This is a genomic window from Bdellovibrio sp. HCB-110 (genome assembly GCF_047323225.1).
Classification (GTDB): Bacteria; Bdellovibrionota; Bdellovibrionia; order Bdellovibrionales; family Bdellovibrionaceae; genus Bdellovibrio.
This window is the reverse complement of sequence record NZ_CP178750.1, coordinates 979,561-998,847: the sequence shown is the minus strand read 5'-3', so window position 1 is coordinate 998,847 and position 19,287 is coordinate 979,561. Positions and strand designations below refer to the sequence as shown.

Genomic DNA, 19,287 nt, shown 5'->3' with positions numbered 1-19,287 from the left:
GCGCGTGCCGCTACTCTTCTGAAGCTTCTTCTTTAACCTCAGCTTGAGGTGCTACTTTTCTCACAGGTGTGGAAAGTTGGCTTTGCACTTTCAAATCTTCTTCATCCCGTCCGCCAGGATAAAGACGCTTCTTGGCTTTTTGTGCAATCTCCGCTTCGCGGGCTTCGTCGTATTGAGGAGCGTCCGCTGCGGTTTCTTGCGCAAAGGCTTTGAAACTCACCAGTGAGGATAGCAGAAACAAAACTAAGAAAACTCGGATCATAACCCAGCTCCTTGGCTTGCGCTTCGAGCGCATATTAAAAGCTAATTGAGAAAGTTGTCATTGAAATAGTGCAGGATTTCTAGACTTTAGGCAACTGAAGACGTCGATGGAATTTCATCGGAATTTGCTGGCGAACCTTGTCGATACGCTCGCGAGAAAGCTTCGTAACGACCACTCCCGGATCGCGGGTTTCCACTTGGCCAATCACCGCACCCCAAGGGTCGATAATCAGACTGTGCCCGTATGTTTCACGAGTGCCGCCATTCTTGGTCCCCTTGTGAGTTCCCCCTTGAGCACTGGCAATTACATAAGACTGACTCTCAATCGCACGAGCGCGGAGCAGAATTTCCCAGTGAGCTTCCCCTGTTTTCACAAGGAATGCGGCGGGCAATAAAATCAAATCCACTTCTTGCCGAGCGTACTGAGAGAACAACTCTGCAAAACGCACGTCATAACAAATCGCCTCACCAATGCGCCATCCGTCCACTTCGATAATGCTCGGTTTTTGCCCATGGCGAAAAACATCGGATTCACGAATCGGTTTTTGACCTTCAAGTTGAATGTCAAACAAGTGCATTTTTTGATACGTGGGCTGAACTTCTCCAGCCGGAGTCACCAGCACTGAAGAATTATAAAGATGCCCCTCCACATAGAGAGGAACCGAGCCCAAATGAAGGTGTGTATTGTATTTCTTGGCCCACTCAGAAAGTTTCGCAAAGGCCGGATGAGAAAGAGTCAGTCCTTCGATTTTTTCTCCTTCGACAAGGCGAAGGTACAAACAATTTTCCGGGAAACTGACGAAGCGAGGTTGAGAAGTTTTAAAAATTTCCTCTAGCTGAGTTTCGATTTGCTTCAGGTTGGCGTCGACATCATCAACTGATGTCATCTGCACTGCTGCGACCACCAACTCTGAGTTCATAAATCCTTACTCCGCTCCAGAAATAACATTCGAAGTGCGCGCTTCTTTAACTTCGCGGCAATTCCATTTTGCTTCTTCTAGATTTTTTCGAACATTCGAAACAAACTCAACACAAGAATTTGGATTCAGCCCTGAGCCAATTGTTTCATCGACACCCTGCTTAGTATAAATAGCACGGCATTTTTGATCTTCGCCCATTTCAACACGCAATGTGCGAACTGTTTTGTTGTGCTTGCACAGCACTAAAGATTCGCCAAGATCAGCGAACGCTAACGACGAAAAAAAAAGCACCGTCATCGTTGCCGAGAACAGTGCTTTCGTGCCTTTGAATGCTGAGATTTGGTCCCGTTTCAAGCTGCCTCTCCTCTTTTAACAAGTTGGGCGAAAGTAATTTTTCTAAACCCAACTTAGATTTTACGCAGCTATATTAGAGACTTAAACGAAGAGATCGCCTTAAGGACCAAATTTAGACTTTGTCTTAGGCAAACTTTGCCGACGGACCTGTTAAGATCCGTCTGACTTAAAAACTACGCGTTTTTAGATTTAGTAGCTTTTTTAGAAGTCTTCTTAGCAGCAGCTTCAACCAACTTCACATTAGAGTAGTCGAAGAAACCTTCTTTTTTCAAAAGACCGTCTTTTTTGTCATAGTGTGTTTGCACTTTCACACCTTGAACTTGGACTTTCATGTTTTTAGCGTCAACAGCCAAAACTGAACCCTTCTTACCTTTGTCAGAGCCAGTGATAACTTGTACAGTCGCGCCTTTTTTAATTTTCAATTTCATTTGCGGCCTCAATTACTTAGAAGAAATTTTCTTTTTGATTCTCATTTTAACGGCCATAGCTCTTTTTGAAAGCTTGGAATCGTCTGAATTAAGAAGGTAATTATCAAAACCGCCAACATGCTCCATATCACGGATAGCGCTTGTCGCGATTTGCAATCTCACCATTTGGTTCAAAACGCGGCTAAAGATGCGTTTTTTCTGAACATTTGGTTGAGCTGTTGATTTAGTTTTAATGTTGGAGTGCGACACCAAGTTTTTTACAACAGGGCCTTTTCCAGTAATTTCACATCTGCTCATTCTAAGCTCCTCAATCTAAAGTCTGGGTCAACGCCATCCTTCAAACCAAATAGGGGCGCTGCAAACAAGAAGTAACCATATAAAGTAAAAAGACACTTGATGGCAACTCTTTTTTCTTGTACACACATTAACTCGCTAACCAAAAGGAAATCGAAAGAGGATAGTAATGAAAAAGACAACTCGTAGCAAATACCGTCAGGAATTCTCAGGCGATCACGTATTCGATTACAAAGATCCAGCTTCTTTGACACGTTTCATCGGTGACGGTGGCAAAATCACTCCATCTAGAATCTCTAAACTCAGCGTGGCTCAACAAAAACGCGTTGCTGCTGCAGTTAAGAAAGCTCGTAACCTAGGTCTATTGCCTTCTGGCTCTGACGCTTACGATACTTTCCACAGAGCTGAAGCTATCTCTCCAGTTCCTTTCGAGATCTAATAGCTCTCTGCTAAAAATTTGAGATTTCCTGATGGGAACGAAAAAAGGGCCACTACGGCCCTTTTTCGCGTTCAGCCCCGAAGGGGTTGAGGGCAGGAGCCCGAAACAAAAAAGCCGGTGATAAACCGGCTTTTTTCTTTTTCAGACTAGGATTTTGAAGAACCTCGAGAGAGTTTGAACCAAGTCCAAGCCGTGAATAGCATCATCACCATGTAACTTTTACTCGACCATTGGTGCAGCACAGGCCCTGGGATTCCGAGAAAAGAAAGCTCCTCAAAGGGCACTCCCCAATTTAAGAGCCTGATTCCTAAAATAGGTAAGGCAAACAACGTCCAAAACTGCAGAACTGCCACGAACCAGAAGAATTGGCTGAGCTCCGCCCGTCTATATTCTAAAACCATCAAAACCACTGGGAGGCCCACAAAAAGGACTCCGGCAACGGTCGCAGCAATCTGGCGATCGGGAATGAATTTAAAAATAACCATCACCAATACAATGACGATGACCTGGGCGATTAAATATCCGAGGAAGGCGTTGCGTCTCATATCCAAGAACGTAGTCCACCACCCCAGACAACTCAAGCCAAGAAACAGCTCTAGCAACGTTTAATTGCAGTACAAGGGCGTCCCCGTCCGGCTTTCGCCTTGCACAAGAGGTCCTGCGAACGAACACACAAACTTTAAAAGGACGGTTATTATGAGCAAATACGAAATCACACTTTTGAAACTTCAATCTCAACTTAAAAGCTTCGGATTGAATCCTGCAGAGTGGAGTCTGCAACGCATTCAGTCTTTGACCTACGTTATTCAAAACCGCAACGACGAAAACTTCGCCCTCTACGGTCGCCTTGAATATCGCAATCACAAACCTCAATGGAAATCTTTAGAGGTCGTGTCTCTCTAAAAAGTTTCGCAACGAACCGAGAACAAGCTGCGGTTCCAGATATCTTGTTCTGCTAACAACTCGGTTGCTTTCTTCGGCTCCACTGTCACTTGCGCTGGGTCCGAAGAAACAGGAACTTCCTCGCCAGGAAGTTTAGCAGCGACCTTCTGACGAAGCGCTGCCCACGCCTCCTCCCCATTCGCGCGGAGGTAAATACTCTTCAAGCGGCAGAAGATGGCGATCTCTGATTCCTGCATCCAACCAAATCTTTCAAGCCCTGGCTCTGGCGGTTTAATTCCCCAAGCCAGGCGCACCATCAACTCAATGCCATCATTCATCGCCGACTTAACTTCGGTGATATTAAAAAGCTGAGTCGTACATTCGCTCGATGCTTTACCCACATCATCTGCAACTTTTTTAAGCACCATAAAATACTCATAGCAAGATCCCGCACTGTTCCCTAACTGACAGGCCTCTTTCGCACGCACAAGTGTCGGAGGAAGTTTGTTTTTCTTCACAACGGTCGGAAAGATATTCCCCGCCTGGAGTTCTTTGAAAGTCGTCGCCTGAGTATCACACACTGTGTGCGGAGGGCTGATCAACATGAAGACAAAAATGCCTACAATTATAGCTAAAATGGCAAGAACGGGTTTCGGAAGGGAGTTTATGAAGTTTTCCATGAAAAAAAGAATAGCAATGTCGTGCGTTAGTATCTAGTGATTTGACAACAGGCCTCTAATTTTTTATGTTCCTGTCCTCGTCGGGGAGTAGCGCAGTCTGGTAGCGCATCTGGTTTGGGACCAGAGGGTCGTAGGTTCGAATCCTATCTCCCCGACCAATTTTATGAAATTTTAAAAACCTCGAGATCTTCTCGGGGTTTTTTTGTACCATGAGGTTACAATGAGTGCCACACTTCATGAATTAAAAAAGGCTTCAGACTCACTCCAAATTGCGCAAAGACTTTTGCGTGATGCCAATCAAAATGACCCTAACAATATCGATCTGCACAAAGCGCTCCGGGATTCGTGCATTCAGCGATTTGAATTCTGCGTTGAACTTTCCTGGAAGATATCTATCAAACTTTTAGGGCTAGATACGAAGGCTCCAAATCCGGCCATTCGAGACATGGCCCAAAACAATCTCATTGACGATCCACAAATTTGGTTCGAGTTTCTTTTAGCTCGCAACAAAACATCACATACTTACGATGAAGACGTCGCGAAAGAAGTCTACCGCGAAGTTGAAAGACTGATTCCCGAACTAGAAAAGCTTCTCGAAAAATTGGCTCAATTAAAATGAAATACGGACTGTCCGATTCAGAATACTCGTTTTTAGTTGAGCATTTAATTACACCGCTTAAAGAGCGAGGGGCTCAAGTTTTTCTTTTTGGTTCACGCGCAACCGGCAAGTATAAGAAATTTTCCGATATTGATATCCTTTATAAAAACCCCACCGTGGCTATTCCCAACTCTGAAATCTATCGCCTTCTTATCCATCTCGAGGAGTCCACATTTCCATATAAGATAGATTTAGTCTGCGACAACGAACTCGCGGCCAGTTATCGCGACAGCGTGGAAATCAGTAAGATTGAACTTTAAATGGTTCCACCCAATAAACTGGGACAGTCAAAGATTTCCAAGATCGCAAAACCAAAACTATGACAAAAAGTTCCCCACCCGCCCCAACACATGTCCCTCACGTTCTTTGTGAGGACATGCCCGCAACCTTAGGAAGTTATTTTTGCGATGTCAAAGCAATGACTCTTTCAATTTCTTGTGTCGGCTGGGCTCCGTGAAGAGCGACACCGTTCACAAGAATAACAGGAGTCCCCGTGAAACCGAATCTTTCAAATTCTGCCATGTCTTCTTCGATTAATTTTCTGATTTTTTCAGACTTAATGTCAGACGCCACGCGCTTCATGTCAGCTCCGACTTTTTTTGCAGTAGCTTTAAGAAAATCTTCATCTCGCATGCCATCTTGGTTTTCAAAAAGTTCGTTGTAGTACTTTCTTGCCTTTTCCTTATCTTGAACAAAGATAGCCTCATAATAAAGGGCTGCCGGATAAGCCATCTTGTGAAAATCCAAGGGCATGTTCTTATAGTAAAACTGAACTTTATCTTTGTACTTATCTTTGATCTGCTTCAAATTGCTAAAGGCCATCCTGCAAGCTGGACATTGAAAATCCGCGTATTCGACAATCGTGACCTTCGCGTCTTTGGCACCAAGAAGACGACGCTCTTCATGCAACACTGGCTTCAATGGATTCTTGATTTGCTCTTCCTGTTGCTTCTGAATTTCGGCCATTTGTTTTTGCTGGTGACCTTCTTGCGCTTTTCTTGCCGCGCGGTTGATCACTTCCATGAATTGCTCTGGATTTTCCTCGATTACGTCAAAAACGACTTTGGGATTTTTCTTAAGATACTCAGCAATCTGACTTTCTTTTGTGGCACATGCGCTGAAGGCAAAAAGAGCCCCCAGAAGAAATAATTTCTTCATAAAACTTCTCCTTTATGTATTTGGAAAACGACTAACTATTCACACTTATTGGTTGCAGTTTTTTTCTTAAACCAGCTTTCGATGACTTTTTCGTGTTGCACTTGATAACACATTAATTCATCCGAAGGCTTAAAACGCTCCATTTGAATGGATGCGAGAGACTGATCCACGCCGACAAACCAGGCTGAGGCCATCAACACTGCGATCACGGTTTTAATGCGCGTTCTTTTTGTTTTACGCGGATCCAAATTTTCCAGTCGCATCTTCATTTGAGCAAATTCTAGAGAAGCCCCCAGTGCCGCTGGACTTGAGAGGGACTTATTTGCGCTGATAGCAAAAACCAACGATGCTGCATATTCTTTGGAAGAAAAGTTGTTCTGACTAATAGTCTGTTCATCGGTTGCCATTTCCACTGCTAAAACCCGAGCCTTCGCAAAAACCCACACCAAGGGATTAAACCAACAGACTCGAAGACAAAGCAGTGATAACAAATTCCAGAACCCATCCCGATTCGCGATATGAGTTCTTTCATGAGCCAAAATATATTGTAGATGATCCGTATTCTGAGTCAGATATTCAGGAATCACGATGGTGTATTTCAAGAATCCGAAAGTCAGAGGAGAAAACTTATCGGTAACAACATGGTAACCCTCTGCTTCTCTCAATACATTGTCCAAGACTTTCTGTTGAAAGGCTCTGTACTGGAGAATCTCTTTAGCAAAAAGCCCAATGACAGTTAAAAGCCAAGTCCCCGCAAGAATACGAGTCAAGCCCATGGTTCCTTGAGCATCTGCAAAGTGTTTAAAACACTGTGCCTGTAAATCCTTATCCAAGGTTAATAAAAGTCCTGCAAAGAGAGTCATCGTGCTAAGAAACGCAACCAATGAAGCTTGCGACCACAGCTTAAAGTATTTTCCTGAAACTTTTTTCAGCAATCCCTGCGCAAAAACAAAGGCACCGAAAATAAATGTAGAGGACAGACTCACTAAGACCAAGAACTTCCAGGTGAAATCGAGTGCTGAAGTAAAGGACTGCATTAGCCCCTCCCCTTCGTGGATTTATCGAAATCGGCAACAATAGCGCGAAGCTTTTCAACTTCCTCTTCAGAAAGATTTTTTTGTCCGGCAAAATAGTTAATCAAAGGCGTTACGGAACCGCCCAGAGTTCTTTCGACGAACTCTGTGACTTTGCCTTTCATCACGGTACTGGCTTCAATTTTTTCGGAGTATTTAAAGATTCCGTCCACTTTCGTGCGTGTAAGAAAGCCCTTCTTACGAAGGCGCTCCATCACCGTCAAAATGGTCGTTCTGGCTAAGCCCTTGTGCTTTTCAAAGTACTCCGCCACCTCACGCACAGAGGCTTGCTCTTGGCTAGAGACATAGCGAAGGATTTCGATTTCCTGTTCACCTAAACTGGGAAGAGACTTCATCGGGACCTCACAAAACTACAACTGTAGTCTATCAATACTACGGCTGTAGTCAACTATCCCAAGAGTCCAGTTTTATTATGAGACGATTAGCGCCCTAAAACCTTCTGTTCAAGTTCCAGCAAATACTTTTTAGCATCAAGACCTCCGGCATATCCCGTGAGTGCTCCCGACTTCGCAATAACTCGATGACAAGGAACAATGATTGAAATGGGATTCAGGCCATTTGTTCTTCCGACAGCTCTCACGGCCGATGAATTACGGATTTTAGTCGCCTGCTCTTGATAGCTCACAGTTTTTCCATAGGGAATTGAAGACAAGGCCTTCCAAGTTTGTTTTTGAAAATCAGTTCCGTTAAAGGCCACCGCGACTTCAAACTCCTGGCGTTTGCCTGCGAAGTATTCTTTAAGCTGCTTACGAACACTGATGATGACAGCATTTTCTTTCTTTACTAAATCCGGAAACTTGCCTTTAAGAACTTTGATGTTGGAGTCATATCCCAGCACCCAGAGTTTTTCATCGTCAGTGATAATATGAAGAGCACCAATGGGACTTTCAAAAGTTTGATAATAGAAACTCATAAGATTCTCCCCTTTACTGACGAAACAGAATCCCGCCACAAACAATGAACAAGATAAGCGCGAAAGGACGTCCATTCTTCGCTTTGTAGTTTTTTATTTTTAATAGCTCTTTCCACTATAAGATCATTTGCCGGAAACGCATCTGAATCTCCAAGGCAGCGCATGGCGATCATTTCCACCGTCCATGGCCCAATCCCTCGAATCGCCAAAAGTTTGGCGCGCATGACTTCGGAATCCGCCGTCGGAGAAAGTTGAATATCGTCATCGACAAAACTTTGACTGAGAGCACGGATGGCTCCTGCTTTCACTTTTGTCACACCGATCTCTTCAATCACGGCTTTACTTAAAACCTGCGGAGTTGGGAAAGTGTAAACCTCCTCCGCTTCACTCACTTTCTCGCCAAAACGAAGGACTAAGTCTTTTATTTTCTTCTTCGCATGTTCTGTTGAAACGAGCTGTCCCAAAATAATTGACACCGCGACCTCAAAACCATCGAAGCATCCTGGAATGCGCACTCCTTGCGGAGAAAGCTTTTTATTATCCGGCAAATGTTTTGGATTGTGTTCAGTATCAAAAAGGTGTTTTAAGAGAGCTATCGTCGAACGTATTTTGGGCAGCGGCAGATCAGAGGTTTGAATCTTCAAAGCGCTCATCTTTTCATCAAAGCTGACTTGCACTGTCGCATATCCACCTTGCACCGGAATAAAGCGAATGTATGTTTGATCTTGCACCCGCTCCACACCGTAGGTTTCATGACGAGTCAAATAAGCGAGCACCGTGGGCCAATCAAAAGGAAGTCTCACGGAGATAAATAAAGTGAGTTCTTCGACTTGCTTTCCTTTAGAAATATTTTTTCTGACTTCTGAAGGCGGAACTTTATAAAGCTGCTTAAAGGCTTCATTGAAGCGACGGATGGATTTAAATCCCACCGCAAGAGCGATCTCTGTGATAGGGCTTCCCGTTTGCACGATCAATTGTTTTGCCAAATGCAATCGCTTCGTCACAAGAATTTCAATGGGAGAAGCTCCCAAGTGTTCATCAAAGAGGCGGCGCAAATGACGATCCGTCATACCCACTTTTTCGGCGAGAGTCGCGACATCCATGCTCTCTTCCGTGGTCTCATCAATAATTCGCAACGCCCGAGAAACGCTATTGACCGTACCTTGCAAAAGTTTACTTCCGGGAGCGACATCGGGACGACAACGCAGACAAGGACGGTAGCCCGCATTTTCAGCTTCACTGGCACTTTTGAAAATCAGAATATTTTCGGGCTTAGGCTTGGCCGGACATACAGGCCGGCAATAAATCCCCGTGGTCTTCACCCCAAAATAGAAACGCCCGTCGTAGCGCGGGTCTCTTCTGTTGATGATCTTAATAAGGTCGGCTGTGGATAGCTCTTTCATGCCCTTGATCATAGGACATCCACCTTAGCACAACTGGCGGTTTTCGGACATGACCAATTTTAGAAATGGCGACCGTTTTCGTAATAGGCGGTTTTAGCCAGGACGTGAAACACAACAACCACGTCTTCAGCCCCGGTTAAAGCCTTGACCTTGTCCGTCAGAATGCGAGCACAGTTATCTTGAACCTCTTGAGGGCGTTCAAACCAGAGGACTTCTACAAATGGATAGGAATCCGTAAGTTGCCCTTGAGTAAAAAACTGCGTGGCAACAGCTTCAAAAGTAAAATTGTCTTCCGAAGTGTTCATGACTTGAGCCAGATCTTTGCTAAGATCGGCACTGAGTTGGCGAACGTGATCAGCTTTAAGGGCGCGCATGCGAATATGTGGCATGAAGCGAATCTAACAAGAAGATCTTAAGCCTTCAAGTTTTTCAATGCACATTCAATAAAGGCCTGCACCTTGGGCGCCACAAAACGCTGAGCCGGATACACGAAAGACAACTGCATCGCATTCCAACTCCACTGAGGAAGAACTTGCACCATTTTCCCCAGCCGCATTTCTTCTTCACAAAGAAAGTGAGGAATTAAACCAATGCCATCTCCTTGCATCACAAAAACTTTCATCGCTTCCATATCGTCAACGACGATGCGACTCGGAAATGCCACATCCAAACTATCGCCATTGCGACTCAAACGAATTCGATTGTTTTTATCCGAGACAAAACCGATACACGCATGTTTTTCAAGGTCACGAGGATGTTTGGGAACTCCATACTTTTTTACGTACGCGGCACTCGCCCACAATGACGCTTGAGACTCCAAAAATTTTCGTGCGATCATCGTGGAATCCTTCAGCGGCCCAATGCGAATCGCCAAGTCAACACCTTCACCGACAAGATCCACCAGTCGATTTGTCGCGATCATCTCGACCCGAGTCTTTGGGTAGAGTTTTAAGTAGGCCTTGATAATAGGAGGAAGAAAAATATGTCCCACGTCTATCGTCGCCGTCAGCCGCAAAGTGCCCTCCGGCTCATTTCTCTGCATTGTCAGTTCTCGCTCCGCAGCCTCAACCTCTTCCAGAACGCGAAGACAACGTTTAAAATAGGCTTCCCCGGCCTCCGTCAGATTTAACTGGCGAGTGGTCCGATGCAATAAGGTGACACCAAGGCGCTTTTCTAAAAGAGCGACTTTCCCACTGACTGTTGTTAATGGCATTCCTAAAGATTTGGCAGCTTTAGTGAAGCTTCCCGCCTGTACAACTTTAACAAAAATATCAATTCCCTCTAATTGCATAAGCCTATTATACGGATATCCGTATAATATTTCCACATTTTACTATCTAATCAATCGCGAAGGGTCGAGTTATGCTGTCTCTATATTCAAGGAGACACTTATGAATAATTCTGAAACACTTTTAGTTACCGGCGCCTCAGGACATTTAGGAAAATTGGTTCTAGATATTCTTTTAAAAGGTCCAAAAAGAAAAATCATCGCGACCACCAGAAATCCCGAAAAGCTCGCAGAATATGCCGAGCGCGGAGTTACGGTCAGAGCCGCTGACTTTAACAATCTCCAATCCCTTGATGAAGCCTTTAAGGGGGCGGACCGCGTACTCTTAATCAGTACTGATGCTATTGGCTCTCGCATATCTCAACACAAAAATGCGATTGAAGCAGCAAAACGTGCGGGTGTTAAACACATTGTTTACACTTCTTACCCAAATCCAGACAAAGCCCCCGCCGCAGTCGCACCGGAACATCATGAAACTGAAAAAATGATTCAGCAAAGTGGCCTTGGTTATACATTCCTCAGAAACAATCTTTATACCGATAACTTACTTTCTGCTATTTCAACGGCTCTTGCCATGGGAGCTTTCGCGGGCACAGCAGGAAAAGGTAAAACGGCTTATGTCACCCGTGAAGACTGTGCCTACGCAGCAGCAGGAGCTCTTGCTTCTGCCAATACACAAAATGTGATTGTTGATGTCACAGGGCCTCGCGCGATTGACTATAACGAGTTAGCTTCCATCGTCAGTGAAATCGCAGGCAGACCTCTTCCCTATGTTGACATGTCCGAAGCGGACTTTAAACAGGCTCTTATGAAGTCAGGGCTTCCTGAAGCATGGGCGGATGTGTTTGTCTCTTTTGATGTGACCGCAAAACAGGGCTATGCATCGACTGTGACAAATGCAGTGCGCGAGCTTTCCGGACGTGTTCCGAAAGACATTAAAGAGTTTTTGCAGGAAAATCGTCAGGCGTTTTTGAAGTAGAACAAAATAAAAAAGCCCGGCACTGAAATCAGTGTCGGGCTTTTGTTTTATCTTATCAAAAAATGACTATTTGAATTTCGCAGTGACGATCTCGCAGATTTGACCTTGCAACAAAGAACCACCAAAGTAGATCGTTGAATCTAAAACTTCAGGGTCACGAAGAGCTTCGTCACGTGCCGCTTCACACTCACTCATATAATGGGCGCAGATACCAGCGCTGTCTTTGTTATCGCAAACCCAGAAGAATTTCTTTTCTATTTTAGATTCGATTTTTACATCTGGAAGCTCAGAGTGGATTTCAACTCTGCAAATGATTTTGGCTTGACCGTTTTCTTGAAGATCGCGGGACCAGCTATAAGTGAAATTTTTGTATTTAAGCTCTACCTTTTGGTTCTTCGCAATTTCTTTTTTACGAGCTTCGATATTGCCCAAGAACTTTTCGCAACGCTCACCCAACTCTTGTACAGTGCCTTTTTTACTCCAGTTCAAAACGCGCTTTGAAGGCTTACCAAAGGTACAACGTGTTCCTTCTTCGTTACATCCGACACCTGTATAATAAGGAGCCGCTTGAGCAACAGAGCTTAAAGCCAACAGCGAAAAAAGCGCAGCAAGAGTTTTTTTCATAAGATACCTTCCAATAGGATGTTGTTAATCACTCGCGTTCTTAGCGAAAAACGAGCCATACTGGAAGGCCTTTAAGGACGCCCTGAGGACGTTTAGGTTGACAATACTTTAGACAGTGAAACCAAAAAGGGCCGGTAACGGCCCTTTATTACTACTCTGAAACCTCAGCTGATTTGGCCTTTTTCTTTTGGGCCGCAAGTTCTAGCTGGCAAACTTTCACTTTGGTTTCATACTCATCCTGACGTTTCTCAAGAATATTTTTGTATGTTTTAAAACGTGCAAGACGATCTTTCAGGAATTCTTCCGAAACACCCACGATGCGTTTCTTATCTTCAACACCGATAGAAGAATAATCATCGTCTGGAGTCACGTACTCGCGTGCTTCCGTCCAACGAACTTTACCGTCGCCGCTGTTATCAACATTGCCTAACTGCACACGGCAATCACGAAGTACACCATAAAGACCGCGGTTATCCAAATAACGAGGACCACCTAAAACGCGGGATTCAAGATCATAAACATCCAACTCCAAACGGCGCAGCTCTTCATTCATCGCCACTTTGCGCTGATACACCATATCGCCATCTTTAACACCGACAACTGAGTCCGATCTCACAGGCGCGGACATATCTACATTTGTATCAATGTCCTTGGCTTTGTGTTTAGAAGCACAAGCTACAAAAAAAAGACTCATCGATACCACGAATAACTTACGCATAGGATTCCTCCACTATGTCTTCAGAAAACTCTAGGAGGTGCGATCTCTAACGTCAATTTGTATGCACCGAGTTTAGAAACTCTCGTTTCAATTCTGTGAACAAATGTTTACAAAAGCCATTTTGACATGCCACATCTTTTTTAGAAGACAAATTTCTGACCCGTAATGTCCACCTGGAATGATGCCTAGGCACCTTTATTTATCTCAACAAACTTTAGTTCCTTAGCCTCGCAAAAAATTGACCCTACATATACAAGGTCAATACTGAAGACGTTAAAAAGGAGACTATCATGAAAACAATCATCCTCATTGCCTTACTAAGTGTTGGTTCCTTTGCTCAGGCGAATCAACAAACACCAACGACGAGCGCCCTTGAATTTTCCAGAGAAGAAGCCGAGCGTGCTCCAGAAGGTCTTGTACCTTTCTTGGCATTAGGCGGTGGTTACACAGGTTATGAAAATGTGGGTGCGACCGAAGGGACTCCGGCAACTCTCAAGCTCTTAGGATCTTATTATTTCCCAGCAACTCACTTTGTTGCGGACCTTGGTTACGGAGTGAATAATCAACAATTCACACAAAGCCGGGAAACCACTCTTGATACATCAAGAACAGGTGGAGTCCTTGAGTTTGCAGCTCGCTATCGCTGGGACAGCAAATGGCAAGCCGGTATCGTCGCCAATCAGTTCTATGAACAAGGTGCCGCCCTTTCTGCTGACCAGGGAGATGCCCACTTTGCCGGTTTACAGGTTCTTCGTGAGTTTAACATGACTCCAAGCTGGTTAGCCCGCCTTGGTGTTCGTGCGATGTCATTGACGAACAATACAGACGGTTTGGTTGCGATGTATCTGGTTGATTTACAAATCGGCTGGAATCCAGGCGCTTATAGACCCTCAGTTCGCCAAACAGCAGCTCAAGAAAGTCCAGTTCAACGTGAGCCACAAGCGCAAAACGTAACGGAAGTGACTGACGAACCAGAAGAAATTCAAGAAGCTAGTGAGCCCGCTCGTCCTGTCGCCGAAGTTGAACCCGCTTCTGCTCTAAGCAGTGTGGCTTTCTCAAGCCTTATTGCTACGGGTGGAGACATCCAATTCAATTCAGCTCGTGCGTCTGTCTCCGCTGAAGACCAACAAAGACTTTCTCGCATCGCCAAAGCGTTGAGTGAGAACAAAGATCTTTATGACAAAGTGGAGATTCGCGGATATGCCGATGCTTCAGGAAGCGCAGCTGCGAATCAAAGAATTTCACAACAACGTGCTGACACCGTTCGCAATATCATGCGCAGAAACGGTTTAAGATCTTCGGATGTTGTGGCAAAAGGAATGGGTTCTGCGGAATCCACTGGTGTTCAAGCTTCAGATCGTCGTGCTGAACTTGTATTTACGGGAGTAAAAGACGAAGCAAAACTTCGTGAAGTGCTTTCGCAAATTGAATAACAAAATTCAAGCACAACGAAACAAAGCGTCGCCAAAAGCGGCGCTTTGTTATTTTCCGTTCTCAAAAACAGTCACAAATTCCTGATCAACGTCGGCATCAACATCATTCACCATATCCGACCACTCTTGGTAAAGATAGGCTTCTTCCTCACCCACGACCTGTTGAGGTTTTTCTACTCTGAGGATAACGGCCAAAGCTAGAGATGTCGCCAACACTGGCAAGACAATCCACCACATGCGTTCGCGCTCTGCTCCCGCATTGATTTTACGCCAGATACGAGAAGACTCTCCCAATGGACTGGGAGGAACATCTTTCGCATTCTCTTTGAGGAACTTCTTTAAAAGATCGTCACTCATACCGACACTCCTTTCTTGCTTAAAATCTCACTCATTTTATTTCTTGCATGATTCATTCTGGATTTGACCGTGCCCTCAGGAATTTGCAAAGCCACAGAAATTTCCTTCACACTTTGGTCTTCAAGATAAAAAAGCACGACGACAGCGCGGTGTTCAACATCAAGACTGGACAGAACCAATTCAACAAGTTCGCGGTTTGACAAATCCTTCTCTAAAGAATCTTGAACAAGCTCCGCTTCCAAACCGTTTTTCTTTCCGGCCTTACGCAAATAATCGACGGCGCAATTATAAGCAATTCTATAAAGCCAGGTAGAAGCTTCACTTTCGCCCCGAAACTTGTCACGATTTTCCCAAGCTTTCATAAAGGCTTCTTGAGTGACATCGCTCAAAGCTGACTCCCCGACCAAACGGAAAATGAGACCCCGCACTTTATTGGCGTGGGCCTCATAGAATTGTCGAAAAGCCTCTTCGGAGTTTAGACTCACAAAAGAATTCCTATCTCTCTTTGCTGAACAATTTTGCCCGCTGTTCATCCGTTAAAATATCACGAGCCGACAACAGACTTTCCAAACGCACTTTTCCTAGCTGCGTTTTTTTATCCATCATGCTTTGAAAGGCCTGGGAAATAACTTCTTTGGAGGCATTGGAACGAATGGCTTCTTTAAAGTTTTGGCGGGATTTTTTCATCTCTTCACGGAGTTTCTGAACTTCGGCTTTGTTCGTTTCACGCAACGCTTTGAGTTTTGCCGTTTGTTCTTCACTTAAGCCTAAATCACGCATTTTTTCCGGGCTGAGCTGTCTTTCCATAGGACCTATGACATCGCCTTTATGATGATGACCTCGTCCCTCACCGCGGGCGAAAGCGATTCCAGAAAGCATCGTGATTGCCAAAACCGTTACAATAGACTTAGAGAACTTCATGGTTCCTCCTATTTACTACTTTAGACGGAGTCCCCCATAAGGAGGTTCAAATTATTTTATAAGAGAATCTCAATTTAGGACCGCTTGGAGGATCTCTTCCAGGACTCGTTTCATTACGTCTAGCTCCATAGCCGGCATATCCGTTTTATCGACAACCTGCTCAGGTAAATAGGGCACGTGAATAAAACAGGCTTGAGACGTTATATGATTTTGCTGAAGCCATAGCAAAGTCTGATAGTAAACGTAATTGCAGACATATCCGCCAGCACTCAAGGAAACACTCACTGGCAGCTTCTTTAAGACAAGATCGTCTTTGATTTGGTTTATGGGAAATGTCGAAAAGAGAGCACTCTCTTTTCCCTCAACTATCAATCCCTGCTTCGGTGTGACGCCGTCTTCGTCGGGTTTTTCAGTTTCAATCCAGTTTAAAGCGACTCTTTCAAAACTGACCTTAGAGCGACCTCCTGCTTGACCCAACATCAAAATGACATCGTAATTCTTTTTATCAAGACGTTCGCGCAACAAAGTGGCGGCCGTCGCAAAAGAGACTGGCAAGAGAAGGGTATCGACTTTATCTTGAAGTGAAAAATCCCTCTTGAGCCAATCAAGAAGGATTTCACTTGGATTGATTTTCTCCCCCAAGAAGGGACAAAATCCTGTGACTAAAACTCGCGGGGTCTTCATCATTCGAAGTTGCTTCTCCACGTCATATGGAATTCATTACTATTTGTACCACTAAGAGGATGACCTTTAATACGGAATTCTACTTTCGTGTTAAATTCGCGAGTCAAAGCCTGGGCCTCAGCCTCTGTGCGTGGCACACGAGCTCCCAATGATTTTAGAGAAGAAATCGGAACCCAGTATTCTTTCGTTGTCGTGCAAGTGCTGTTGGCACCCCAAGGACCTTTGTCTGCGCAATCTCTGCCGCCATTCCAGTTAAACACGCGGAAAGAAACTTTCACCTGTTCAGACTGAGAAGCAAAACTCCAGCTTTGTCCAATATGCTCATATTGAGGACCCAACTTTTTAAAGCCAAATGTCCAAGGCATTTCTTGTTTCTTATTATAGTCATCTACAAACTCGGGACTGTGAGTAAGAACGAAAGTTCTAAGAACCGCCGCCGAGGCTTGGGCGCCATACGCAGAAGAGAATCCACAATGGTTACCGTATTTCAAATTCAAGACACCCACATGCGGTGATTTTTCATAGAAATCGTCGTGCTCAACAACTTGCGCGTTGATCTCGTTATTCACGACCATGTCATCTTTCGATGCCCACACCATCAACGGTGTTTTCACTTCTTCTTTCCAGTTCCAGAAGTTATTAGATTTAAAGTAAGATTGAGGCGTGCTGGCAACTCCGCGACGTTGCAAAGACGTGGAAGCCAACTCTCCAATGAAGTCCGCCATATCATAGCGGCTCGACGGGATTCTATCGTCACTAATAAGATCCGGCACATCTGTGATAAACTGACGAGCTTCTTTAAAATGATCTTTCGCAAATTTCGCGAAAAGACGACCTACAACTTGACCGCTAAATAATTTATCCAATGTCGGACGAAGACTTACTACAGGACAGATCGCTGTCACAGAGCTAAATATCTTCTTTCCATCTGCCAAAAGATACTTGTCATTAAAGGCAGCACCCATCACGGCCGCGTTACCGCCAAGACTGATGCCCATCAAATGCACGCTCGAAATACGATCTTTGTATTCCCATTTTTCACGCATCCATCTGCCAATCTCGATAGCCTCATAACCTTCAGACCATCCACCCAAAGTGACTTTTTTATTGTAGTAGATGTAATCCATGCCCGTTTGATTCGCTAACAACAAAACGTTGAAGGGGCTTTGATCGAAAAGATGCATGAGATATGTCTTCATTGAAGCCGACTGCGCTGCTGAACAGAACACGCCACACTTTACGATCACCAAAGGACGTGGACGAGGATCTTGCTTCATAGCCAAGATGCCTGGAACTTTTGTTCCATCCGGAAGTTTCACTAAAAACTCTTTCACTTGAGGATGAGACAAGAATGGATATTGGTACTTGGAATATTTTAGAAGACCTAAAATTCCCGTCGTGGAATTGCGAGTGAGTTCACTTGCACACTTTGAAAAATATCCTTTTGCCGCTGCATAGTATTGAGCTGTGGAAAGTTTTTTCCCAACAATGCTATCTTCAAAGCGACGCGGATCGCATTGAGGACTCATGTCTTTAGAGCTAAGACCATCTGGAACTGATTCAAAAAGACCTTTTGTCGTGGGAACATCTTCCCCCGACTCTTTCGCTAATTCTTGATAGAATTGTGACTCTAAGTCGAGCTTGGGGACAGACAAAGATTGAGCTTGCGCTGAATTAGACACGACCATAAGCGAACCAACAAACATGCTGAACATCAAAGATGACATTTTATACCTCACGTACTATGCCTGGCATATCGACTGAGGTTTGGGCTGGGTTTAGAAAAAACTCACATTGTCTAAAGCCTCGACAAAATGTCGGGACTTATTGATTCGATTTTAGACAAGTCCGTTTCAAAATGAGAAAGAGCCTTGAAGAGAAACTTCAAAGCTCTTTTATATGTTCGATTCAGTTTATCAAACTATGCGATCTTTTTAATCTGAGTCAGCTTATCTTTTAAGACTGAGTTTTCATGCTTAAGTGCATTCACCTCGGCTGCCAACTGATTGAGTTTTCGTTTTAGAAAATCAACCTCTTGCTGGGCACCCGGATCTGTCGTTTCTCCAACGACGTGGGGTTTCGCATCTTTTTTTGTTGCATCCTGTTCGTATGTAGGCATGGGTACGGTGAAGCCGCCCAAACTTAACATCTCTTCGATATTTTCTGGAATGAGTAAATCAGGATCAATTCTTTCCAGCTTCAAAATTCCTTGGGCAATGAAGCCACGCACTTCCGAAAGCATCTTTGAAATGCAGGTCGACTTTTCAGCCGGATTGGGATTGGACTCTGCCAAAAGATCCGTGATCTTGCGTTTTGAAATTGGTGGAAGACAACTCAGGAGTTGTTCAACTTGTTCTGGCGGAGCCCCATGAAGAGCATTTGCAAGCGTCAATGGTGGAACGCGCGAAAAGATCTCTACGAGATATTGTCCTTCCCAACTATAAACCTTATCGATCGTGAGGATTCTTTTGCGAAGAGCCTCCTCCCACGCAGGGCTTTCCCCTGAGATAAGACCTAGAAACTGCTCTCGCTTTGTCGTCGGAGAAGTCTCAAGAAGTTGAAGAAGTTGATTGAAGCCGCCCTTTTTTTTGTATCTGTCTAACATGCCCATGGTTAGATGTATCGGAAATCACTTTCAGGACTAAAGCCTTAGTTTCAGAAAAAGTGATAAACAAGAAAGATTCATCTCGCTGAACAAGAGTTCAACATTTTCTGGAACATTTTGTCTCATTTTGAATAAATCAAAATCAGATTGCGTATTTTGAGAGCAGGAGCTCGAAACAAAAAGAAAGGGCAAAG

General features: G+C 44.4%; 28 protein-coding genes and 1 tRNA gene. 7 read left to right on the top strand and 22 right to left on the bottom strand.

Going from position 1 to position 19,287, the window contains the following annotated elements; translation table 11 throughout:
• Nucleotides 1-10 precede the first annotated feature (10 nt).
• From ACL934_RS04810 to rpmB, 5 genes are all read right to left on the bottom strand, one after another.
• Nucleotides 11-262 (bottom strand): hypothetical protein, encoded by a 252-nt coding sequence (locus ACL934_RS04810; protein ID WP_374078268.1) that lies wholly within the window; start codon nucleotides 260-262, stop codon nucleotides 11-13.
• A 79-nt stretch (nucleotides 263-341) separates the two neighbouring features.
• Nucleotides 342-1,181 (bottom strand): carbon-nitrogen hydrolase family protein, encoded by an 840-nt coding sequence (locus ACL934_RS04805; RefSeq protein WP_374078265.1) that lies wholly within the window; start codon nucleotides 1,179-1,181, stop codon nucleotides 342-344.
• A 6-nt stretch (nucleotides 1,182-1,187) separates the two neighbouring features.
• Complete coding sequence (locus ACL934_RS04800; protein WP_413613186.1) at nucleotides 1,188-1,535, bottom strand: hypothetical protein; 348 nt, start codon at nucleotides 1,533-1,535, stop codon at nucleotides 1,188-1,190.
• A gap of 173 nt (nucleotides 1,536-1,708) precedes the next feature.
• The gene (locus ACL934_RS04795) at nucleotides 1,709-1,963 is read right to left on the bottom strand and encodes a KOW motif-containing protein (RefSeq protein WP_413613185.1); all 255 of its coding nucleotides are present in this window, start codon (nucleotides 1,961-1,963) and stop codon (nucleotides 1,709-1,711) included.
• 12 nt (nucleotides 1,964-1,975) lie between these two features.
• Nucleotides 1,976-2,260, bottom strand: coding sequence for a 50S ribosomal protein L28 (gene rpmB, locus ACL934_RS04790; protein ID WP_374078256.1), 285 nt, complete (start codon nucleotides 2,258-2,260; stop codon nucleotides 1,976-1,978).
• Between the two features lie 166 nt (nucleotides 2,261-2,426).
• Between rpmB and rpsR the strand changes: the two genes are divergently transcribed.
• A complete protein-coding gene (gene rpsR, locus ACL934_RS04785) occupies nucleotides 2,427-2,696 on the top strand; it encodes a 30S ribosomal protein S18 (RefSeq protein ID WP_374078253.1) in 270 nt (89 codons plus the stop codon).
• Between the two features lie 146 nt (nucleotides 2,697-2,842).
• Here the strand turns inward: rpsR and ACL934_RS04780 are convergent, their stop codons facing one another.
• Nucleotides 2,843-3,241: a hypothetical protein gene (locus tag ACL934_RS04780; protein WP_374078249.1), complete on the bottom strand. Its 399-nt coding sequence runs from the start codon at nucleotides 3,239-3,241 to the stop codon at nucleotides 2,843-2,845.
• 151 nt (nucleotides 3,242-3,392) lie between these two features.
• Between ACL934_RS04780 and ACL934_RS04775 the strand changes: the two genes are divergently transcribed.
• Entirely contained in the window at nucleotides 3,393-3,599 is a 207-nt protein-coding gene (locus ACL934_RS04775) for a hypothetical protein (protein ID WP_374078246.1), read from the top strand.
• Here the strand turns inward: ACL934_RS04775 and ACL934_RS04770 are convergent.
• Complete coding sequence (locus tag ACL934_RS04770; RefSeq protein ID WP_374078244.1) at nucleotides 3,596-4,183, bottom strand: hypothetical protein; 588 nt, start codon at nucleotides 4,181-4,183, stop codon at nucleotides 3,596-3,598. The two genes, ACL934_RS04775 and ACL934_RS04770, sit on opposite strands and share 4 nt — an antisense overlap.
• 156 nt (nucleotides 4,184-4,339) lie before the next feature.
• Here ACL934_RS04770 and ACL934_RS04765 point away from each other — a divergent pair.
• From ACL934_RS04765 to ACL934_RS04755, 3 genes are all read left to right on the top strand, one after another.
• A tRNA-Pro gene (locus tag ACL934_RS04765) sits at nucleotides 4,340-4,416 on the top strand.
• Between the two features lie 62 nt (nucleotides 4,417-4,478).
• Nucleotides 4,479-4,877 carry an HI0074 family nucleotidyltransferase substrate-binding subunit gene (locus ACL934_RS04760; RefSeq protein ID WP_374078242.1) on the top strand — a complete coding sequence of 133 codons (399 nt, stop codon included), beginning with the start codon at nucleotides 4,479-4,481 and terminating at the stop codon, nucleotides 4,875-4,877.
• Entirely contained in the window at nucleotides 4,874-5,176 is a 303-nt protein-coding gene (locus tag ACL934_RS04755; RefSeq protein ID WP_374078240.1) for a nucleotidyltransferase family protein, read from the top strand. Before ACL934_RS04760 ends, ACL934_RS04755 begins: the two co-directional genes overlap by 4 nt.
• Nucleotides 5,177-5,312: 136 nt before the next feature.
• Here the strand turns inward: ACL934_RS04755 and ACL934_RS04750 are convergent, their stop codons facing one another.
• From ACL934_RS04750 to ACL934_RS04720, 7 genes are all read right to left on the bottom strand, one after another.
• Nucleotides 5,313-6,074 carry a thioredoxin domain-containing protein gene (locus ACL934_RS04750; protein WP_374078237.1) on the bottom strand — a complete coding sequence of 254 codons (762 nt, stop codon included), beginning with the start codon at nucleotides 6,072-6,074 and terminating at the stop codon, nucleotides 5,313-5,315.
• A gap of 35 nt (nucleotides 6,075-6,109) precedes the next feature.
• Nucleotides 6,110-7,111 (bottom strand): M56 family metallopeptidase, encoded by a 1,002-nt coding sequence (locus tag ACL934_RS04745; RefSeq protein WP_374078235.1) that lies wholly within the window; start codon nucleotides 7,109-7,111, stop codon nucleotides 6,110-6,112.
• Complete coding sequence (locus ACL934_RS04740) at nucleotides 7,111-7,503, bottom strand: BlaI/MecI/CopY family transcriptional regulator (RefSeq protein ID WP_374078232.1); 393 nt, start codon at nucleotides 7,501-7,503, stop codon at nucleotides 7,111-7,113. The genes ACL934_RS04745 and ACL934_RS04740 overlap by 1 nt, the downstream gene beginning before the upstream one ends.
• An 86-nt stretch (nucleotides 7,504-7,589) precedes the next feature.
• Nucleotides 7,590-8,081, bottom strand: coding sequence for a methylated-DNA--[protein]-cysteine S-methyltransferase (locus tag ACL934_RS04735; protein WP_374078230.1), 492 nt, complete (start codon nucleotides 8,079-8,081; stop codon nucleotides 7,590-7,592).
• The gene (locus tag ACL934_RS04730; RefSeq protein WP_374078227.1) at nucleotides 8,078-9,496 is read right to left on the bottom strand and encodes a DNA-3-methyladenine glycosylase 2 family protein; all 1,419 of its coding nucleotides are present in this window, start codon (nucleotides 9,494-9,496) and stop codon (nucleotides 8,078-8,080) included. The genes ACL934_RS04735 and ACL934_RS04730 overlap by 4 nt, the downstream gene beginning before the upstream one ends.
• Before the next feature lie 47 nt (nucleotides 9,497-9,543).
• Nucleotides 9,544-9,873, bottom strand: coding sequence for a DUF1904 domain-containing protein (locus ACL934_RS04725; protein ID WP_374078224.1), 330 nt, complete (start codon nucleotides 9,871-9,873; stop codon nucleotides 9,544-9,546).
• Between the two features lie 23 nt (nucleotides 9,874-9,896).
• The gene (locus ACL934_RS04720) at nucleotides 9,897-10,775 is read right to left on the bottom strand and encodes a LysR family transcriptional regulator (protein WP_374078221.1); all 879 of its coding nucleotides are present in this window, start codon (nucleotides 10,773-10,775) and stop codon (nucleotides 9,897-9,899) included.
• A 100-nt stretch (nucleotides 10,776-10,875) separates the two neighbouring features.
• Here ACL934_RS04720 and ACL934_RS04715 point away from each other — a divergent pair, with 100 nt between their 5' ends.
• Complete coding sequence (locus ACL934_RS04715) at nucleotides 10,876-11,751, top strand: SDR family oxidoreductase (protein ID WP_374078219.1); 876 nt, start codon at nucleotides 10,876-10,878, stop codon at nucleotides 11,749-11,751.
• A gap of 66 nt (nucleotides 11,752-11,817) precedes the next feature.
• Here ACL934_RS04715 and ACL934_RS04710 read toward each other — a convergent pair whose 3' ends face one another.
• Nucleotides 11,818-12,375, bottom strand: coding sequence for a hypothetical protein (locus ACL934_RS04710; RefSeq protein ID WP_374078217.1), 558 nt, complete (start codon nucleotides 12,373-12,375; stop codon nucleotides 11,818-11,820).
• Between the two features lie 151 nt (nucleotides 12,376-12,526).
• A complete protein-coding gene (locus tag ACL934_RS04705; RefSeq protein ID WP_374078215.1) occupies nucleotides 12,527-13,093 on the bottom strand; it encodes a hypothetical protein in 567 nt (188 codons plus the stop codon).
• A 290-nt stretch (nucleotides 13,094-13,383) separates the two neighbouring features.
• Here ACL934_RS04705 and ACL934_RS04700 point away from each other — a divergent pair, with 290 nt between their 5' ends.
• A complete protein-coding gene (locus ACL934_RS04700) occupies nucleotides 13,384-14,526 on the top strand; it encodes an OmpA family protein (protein ID WP_374078212.1) in 1,143 nt (380 codons plus the stop codon).
• A gap of 48 nt (nucleotides 14,527-14,574) precedes the next feature.
• Here ACL934_RS04700 and ACL934_RS04695 read toward each other — a convergent pair whose 3' ends face one another.
• The 6 genes from ACL934_RS04695 to ACL934_RS04670 form a co-directional block, all read right to left on the bottom strand.
• On the bottom strand, nucleotides 14,575-14,883 hold the full coding sequence (locus ACL934_RS04695; RefSeq protein WP_374078210.1) for a hypothetical protein: 309 nt from the start codon (nucleotides 14,881-14,883) through the stop codon (nucleotides 14,575-14,577).
• Complete coding sequence (locus ACL934_RS04690; RefSeq protein ID WP_374078207.1) at nucleotides 14,880-15,368, bottom strand: RNA polymerase sigma factor; 489 nt, start codon at nucleotides 15,366-15,368, stop codon at nucleotides 14,880-14,882. Before ACL934_RS04690 ends, ACL934_RS04695 begins: the two co-directional genes overlap by 4 nt.
• Before the next feature lie 10 nt (nucleotides 15,369-15,378).
• Nucleotides 15,379-15,804: a Spy/CpxP family protein refolding chaperone gene (locus ACL934_RS04685; protein ID WP_413613184.1), complete on the bottom strand. Its 426-nt coding sequence runs from the start codon at nucleotides 15,802-15,804 to the stop codon at nucleotides 15,379-15,381.
• A gap of 69 nt (nucleotides 15,805-15,873) precedes the next feature.
• Entirely contained in the window at nucleotides 15,874-16,491 is a 618-nt protein-coding gene (locus ACL934_RS04680) for a pyroglutamyl-peptidase I (protein WP_374078202.1), read from the bottom strand.
• Entirely contained in the window at nucleotides 16,488-18,215 is a 1,728-nt protein-coding gene (locus ACL934_RS04675; RefSeq protein WP_374078200.1) for a hypothetical protein, read from the bottom strand. Before ACL934_RS04675 ends, ACL934_RS04680 begins: the two co-directional genes overlap by 4 nt.
• Nucleotides 18,216-18,409: 194 nt before the next feature.
• On the bottom strand, nucleotides 18,410-19,093 hold the full coding sequence (locus tag ACL934_RS04670; RefSeq protein ID WP_413613183.1) for a FliG C-terminal domain-containing protein: 684 nt from the start codon (nucleotides 19,091-19,093) through the stop codon (nucleotides 18,410-18,412).
• Between the last annotated feature and the right edge of the window lie 194 nt (nucleotides 19,094-19,287).

Excerpts from the sequence above, each read along its gene's own strand:
- ACL934_RS04805 (WP_374078265.1), bottom strand. The coding sequence starts at position 1,181 with ATGAACTCAGAGTTGGTGGTCGCAGCAGTGCAGATGACATCAGTTGAT.
- ACL934_RS04710 (WP_374078217.1), bottom strand. The coding sequence starts at position 12,375 with ATGAAAAAAACTCTTGCTGCGCTTTTTTCGCTGTTGGCTTTAAGCTCT.
- ACL934_RS04675 (WP_374078200.1), bottom strand. The coding sequence starts at position 18,215 with ATGTCATCTTTGATGTTCAGCATGTTTGTTGGTTCGCTTATGGTCGTG.
- ACL934_RS04670 (WP_413613183.1), bottom strand. The coding sequence starts at position 19,093 with ATGTTAGACAGATACAAAAAAAAGGGCGGCTTCAATCAACTTCTTCAA.
- ACL934_RS04745 (WP_374078235.1), bottom strand. The coding sequence starts at position 7,111 with ATGCAGTCCTTTACTTCAGCACTCGATTTCACCTGGAAGTTCTTGGTC.
- rpmB (WP_374078256.1), bottom strand. The coding sequence starts at position 2,260 with ATGAGCAGATGTGAAATTACTGGAAAAGGCCCTGTTGTAAAAAACTTG.
- ACL934_RS04715 (WP_374078219.1), top strand. The coding sequence starts at position 10,876 with ATGAATAATTCTGAAACACTTTTAGTTACCGGCGCCTCAGGACATTTA.
- ACL934_RS04810 (WP_374078268.1), bottom strand. The coding sequence starts at position 262 with ATGATCCGAGTTTTCTTAGTTTTGTTTCTGCTATCCTCACTGGTGAGT.
- rpsR (WP_374078253.1), top strand. The coding sequence starts at position 2,427 with ATGAAAAAGACAACTCGTAGCAAATACCGTCAGGAATTCTCAGGCGAT.
- ACL934_RS04780 (WP_374078249.1), bottom strand. The coding sequence starts at position 3,241 with ATGAGACGCAACGCCTTCCTCGGATATTTAATCGCCCAGGTCATCGTC.
- ACL934_RS04770 (WP_374078244.1), bottom strand. The coding sequence starts at position 4,183 with ATGTTGATCAGCCCTCCGCACACAGTGTGTGATACTCAGGCGACGACT.
- ACL934_RS04775 (WP_374078246.1), top strand. The coding sequence starts at position 3,393 with ATGAGCAAATACGAAATCACACTTTTGAAACTTCAATCTCAACTTAAA.
- ACL934_RS04705 (WP_374078215.1), bottom strand. The coding sequence starts at position 13,093 with ATGCGTAAGTTATTCGTGGTATCGATGAGTCTTTTTTTTGTAGCTTGT.
- ACL934_RS04680 (WP_374078202.1), bottom strand. The coding sequence starts at position 16,491 with ATGATGAAGACCCCGCGAGTTTTAGTCACAGGATTTTGTCCCTTCTTG.
- ACL934_RS04730 (WP_374078227.1), bottom strand. The coding sequence starts at position 9,496 with ATGATCAAGGGCATGAAAGAGCTATCCACAGCCGACCTTATTAAGATC.
- ACL934_RS04740 (WP_374078232.1), bottom strand. The coding sequence starts at position 7,503 with ATGAAGTCTCTTCCCAGTTTAGGTGAACAGGAAATCGAAATCCTTCGC.
- ACL934_RS04685 (WP_413613184.1), bottom strand. The coding sequence starts at position 15,804 with ATGAAGTTCTCTAAGTCTATTGTAACGGTTTTGGCAATCACGATGCTT.
- ACL934_RS04725 (WP_374078224.1), bottom strand. The coding sequence starts at position 9,873 with ATGCCACATATTCGCATGCGCGCCCTTAAAGCTGATCACGTTCGCCAA.
- ACL934_RS04760 (WP_374078242.1), top strand. The coding sequence starts at position 4,479 with ATGAGTGCCACACTTCATGAATTAAAAAAGGCTTCAGACTCACTCCAA.
- ACL934_RS04795 (WP_413613185.1), bottom strand. The coding sequence starts at position 1,963 with ATGAAATTGAAAATTAAAAAAGGCGCGACTGTACAAGTTATCACTGGC.
- ACL934_RS04720 (WP_374078221.1), bottom strand. The coding sequence starts at position 10,775 with ATGCAATTAGAGGGAATTGATATTTTTGTTAAAGTTGTACAGGCGGGA.
- ACL934_RS04700 (WP_374078212.1), top strand. The coding sequence starts at position 13,384 with ATGAAAACAATCATCCTCATTGCCTTACTAAGTGTTGGTTCCTTTGCT.
- ACL934_RS04755 (WP_374078240.1), top strand. The coding sequence starts at position 4,874 with ATGAAATACGGACTGTCCGATTCAGAATACTCGTTTTTAGTTGAGCAT.
- ACL934_RS04695 (WP_374078210.1), bottom strand. The coding sequence starts at position 14,883 with ATGAGTGACGATCTTTTAAAGAAGTTCCTCAAAGAGAATGCGAAAGAT.
- ACL934_RS04750 (WP_374078237.1), bottom strand. The coding sequence starts at position 6,074 with ATGAAGAAATTATTTCTTCTGGGGGCTCTTTTTGCCTTCAGCGCATGT.
- ACL934_RS04735 (WP_374078230.1), bottom strand. The coding sequence starts at position 8,081 with ATGAGTTTCTATTATCAAACTTTTGAAAGTCCCATTGGTGCTCTTCAT.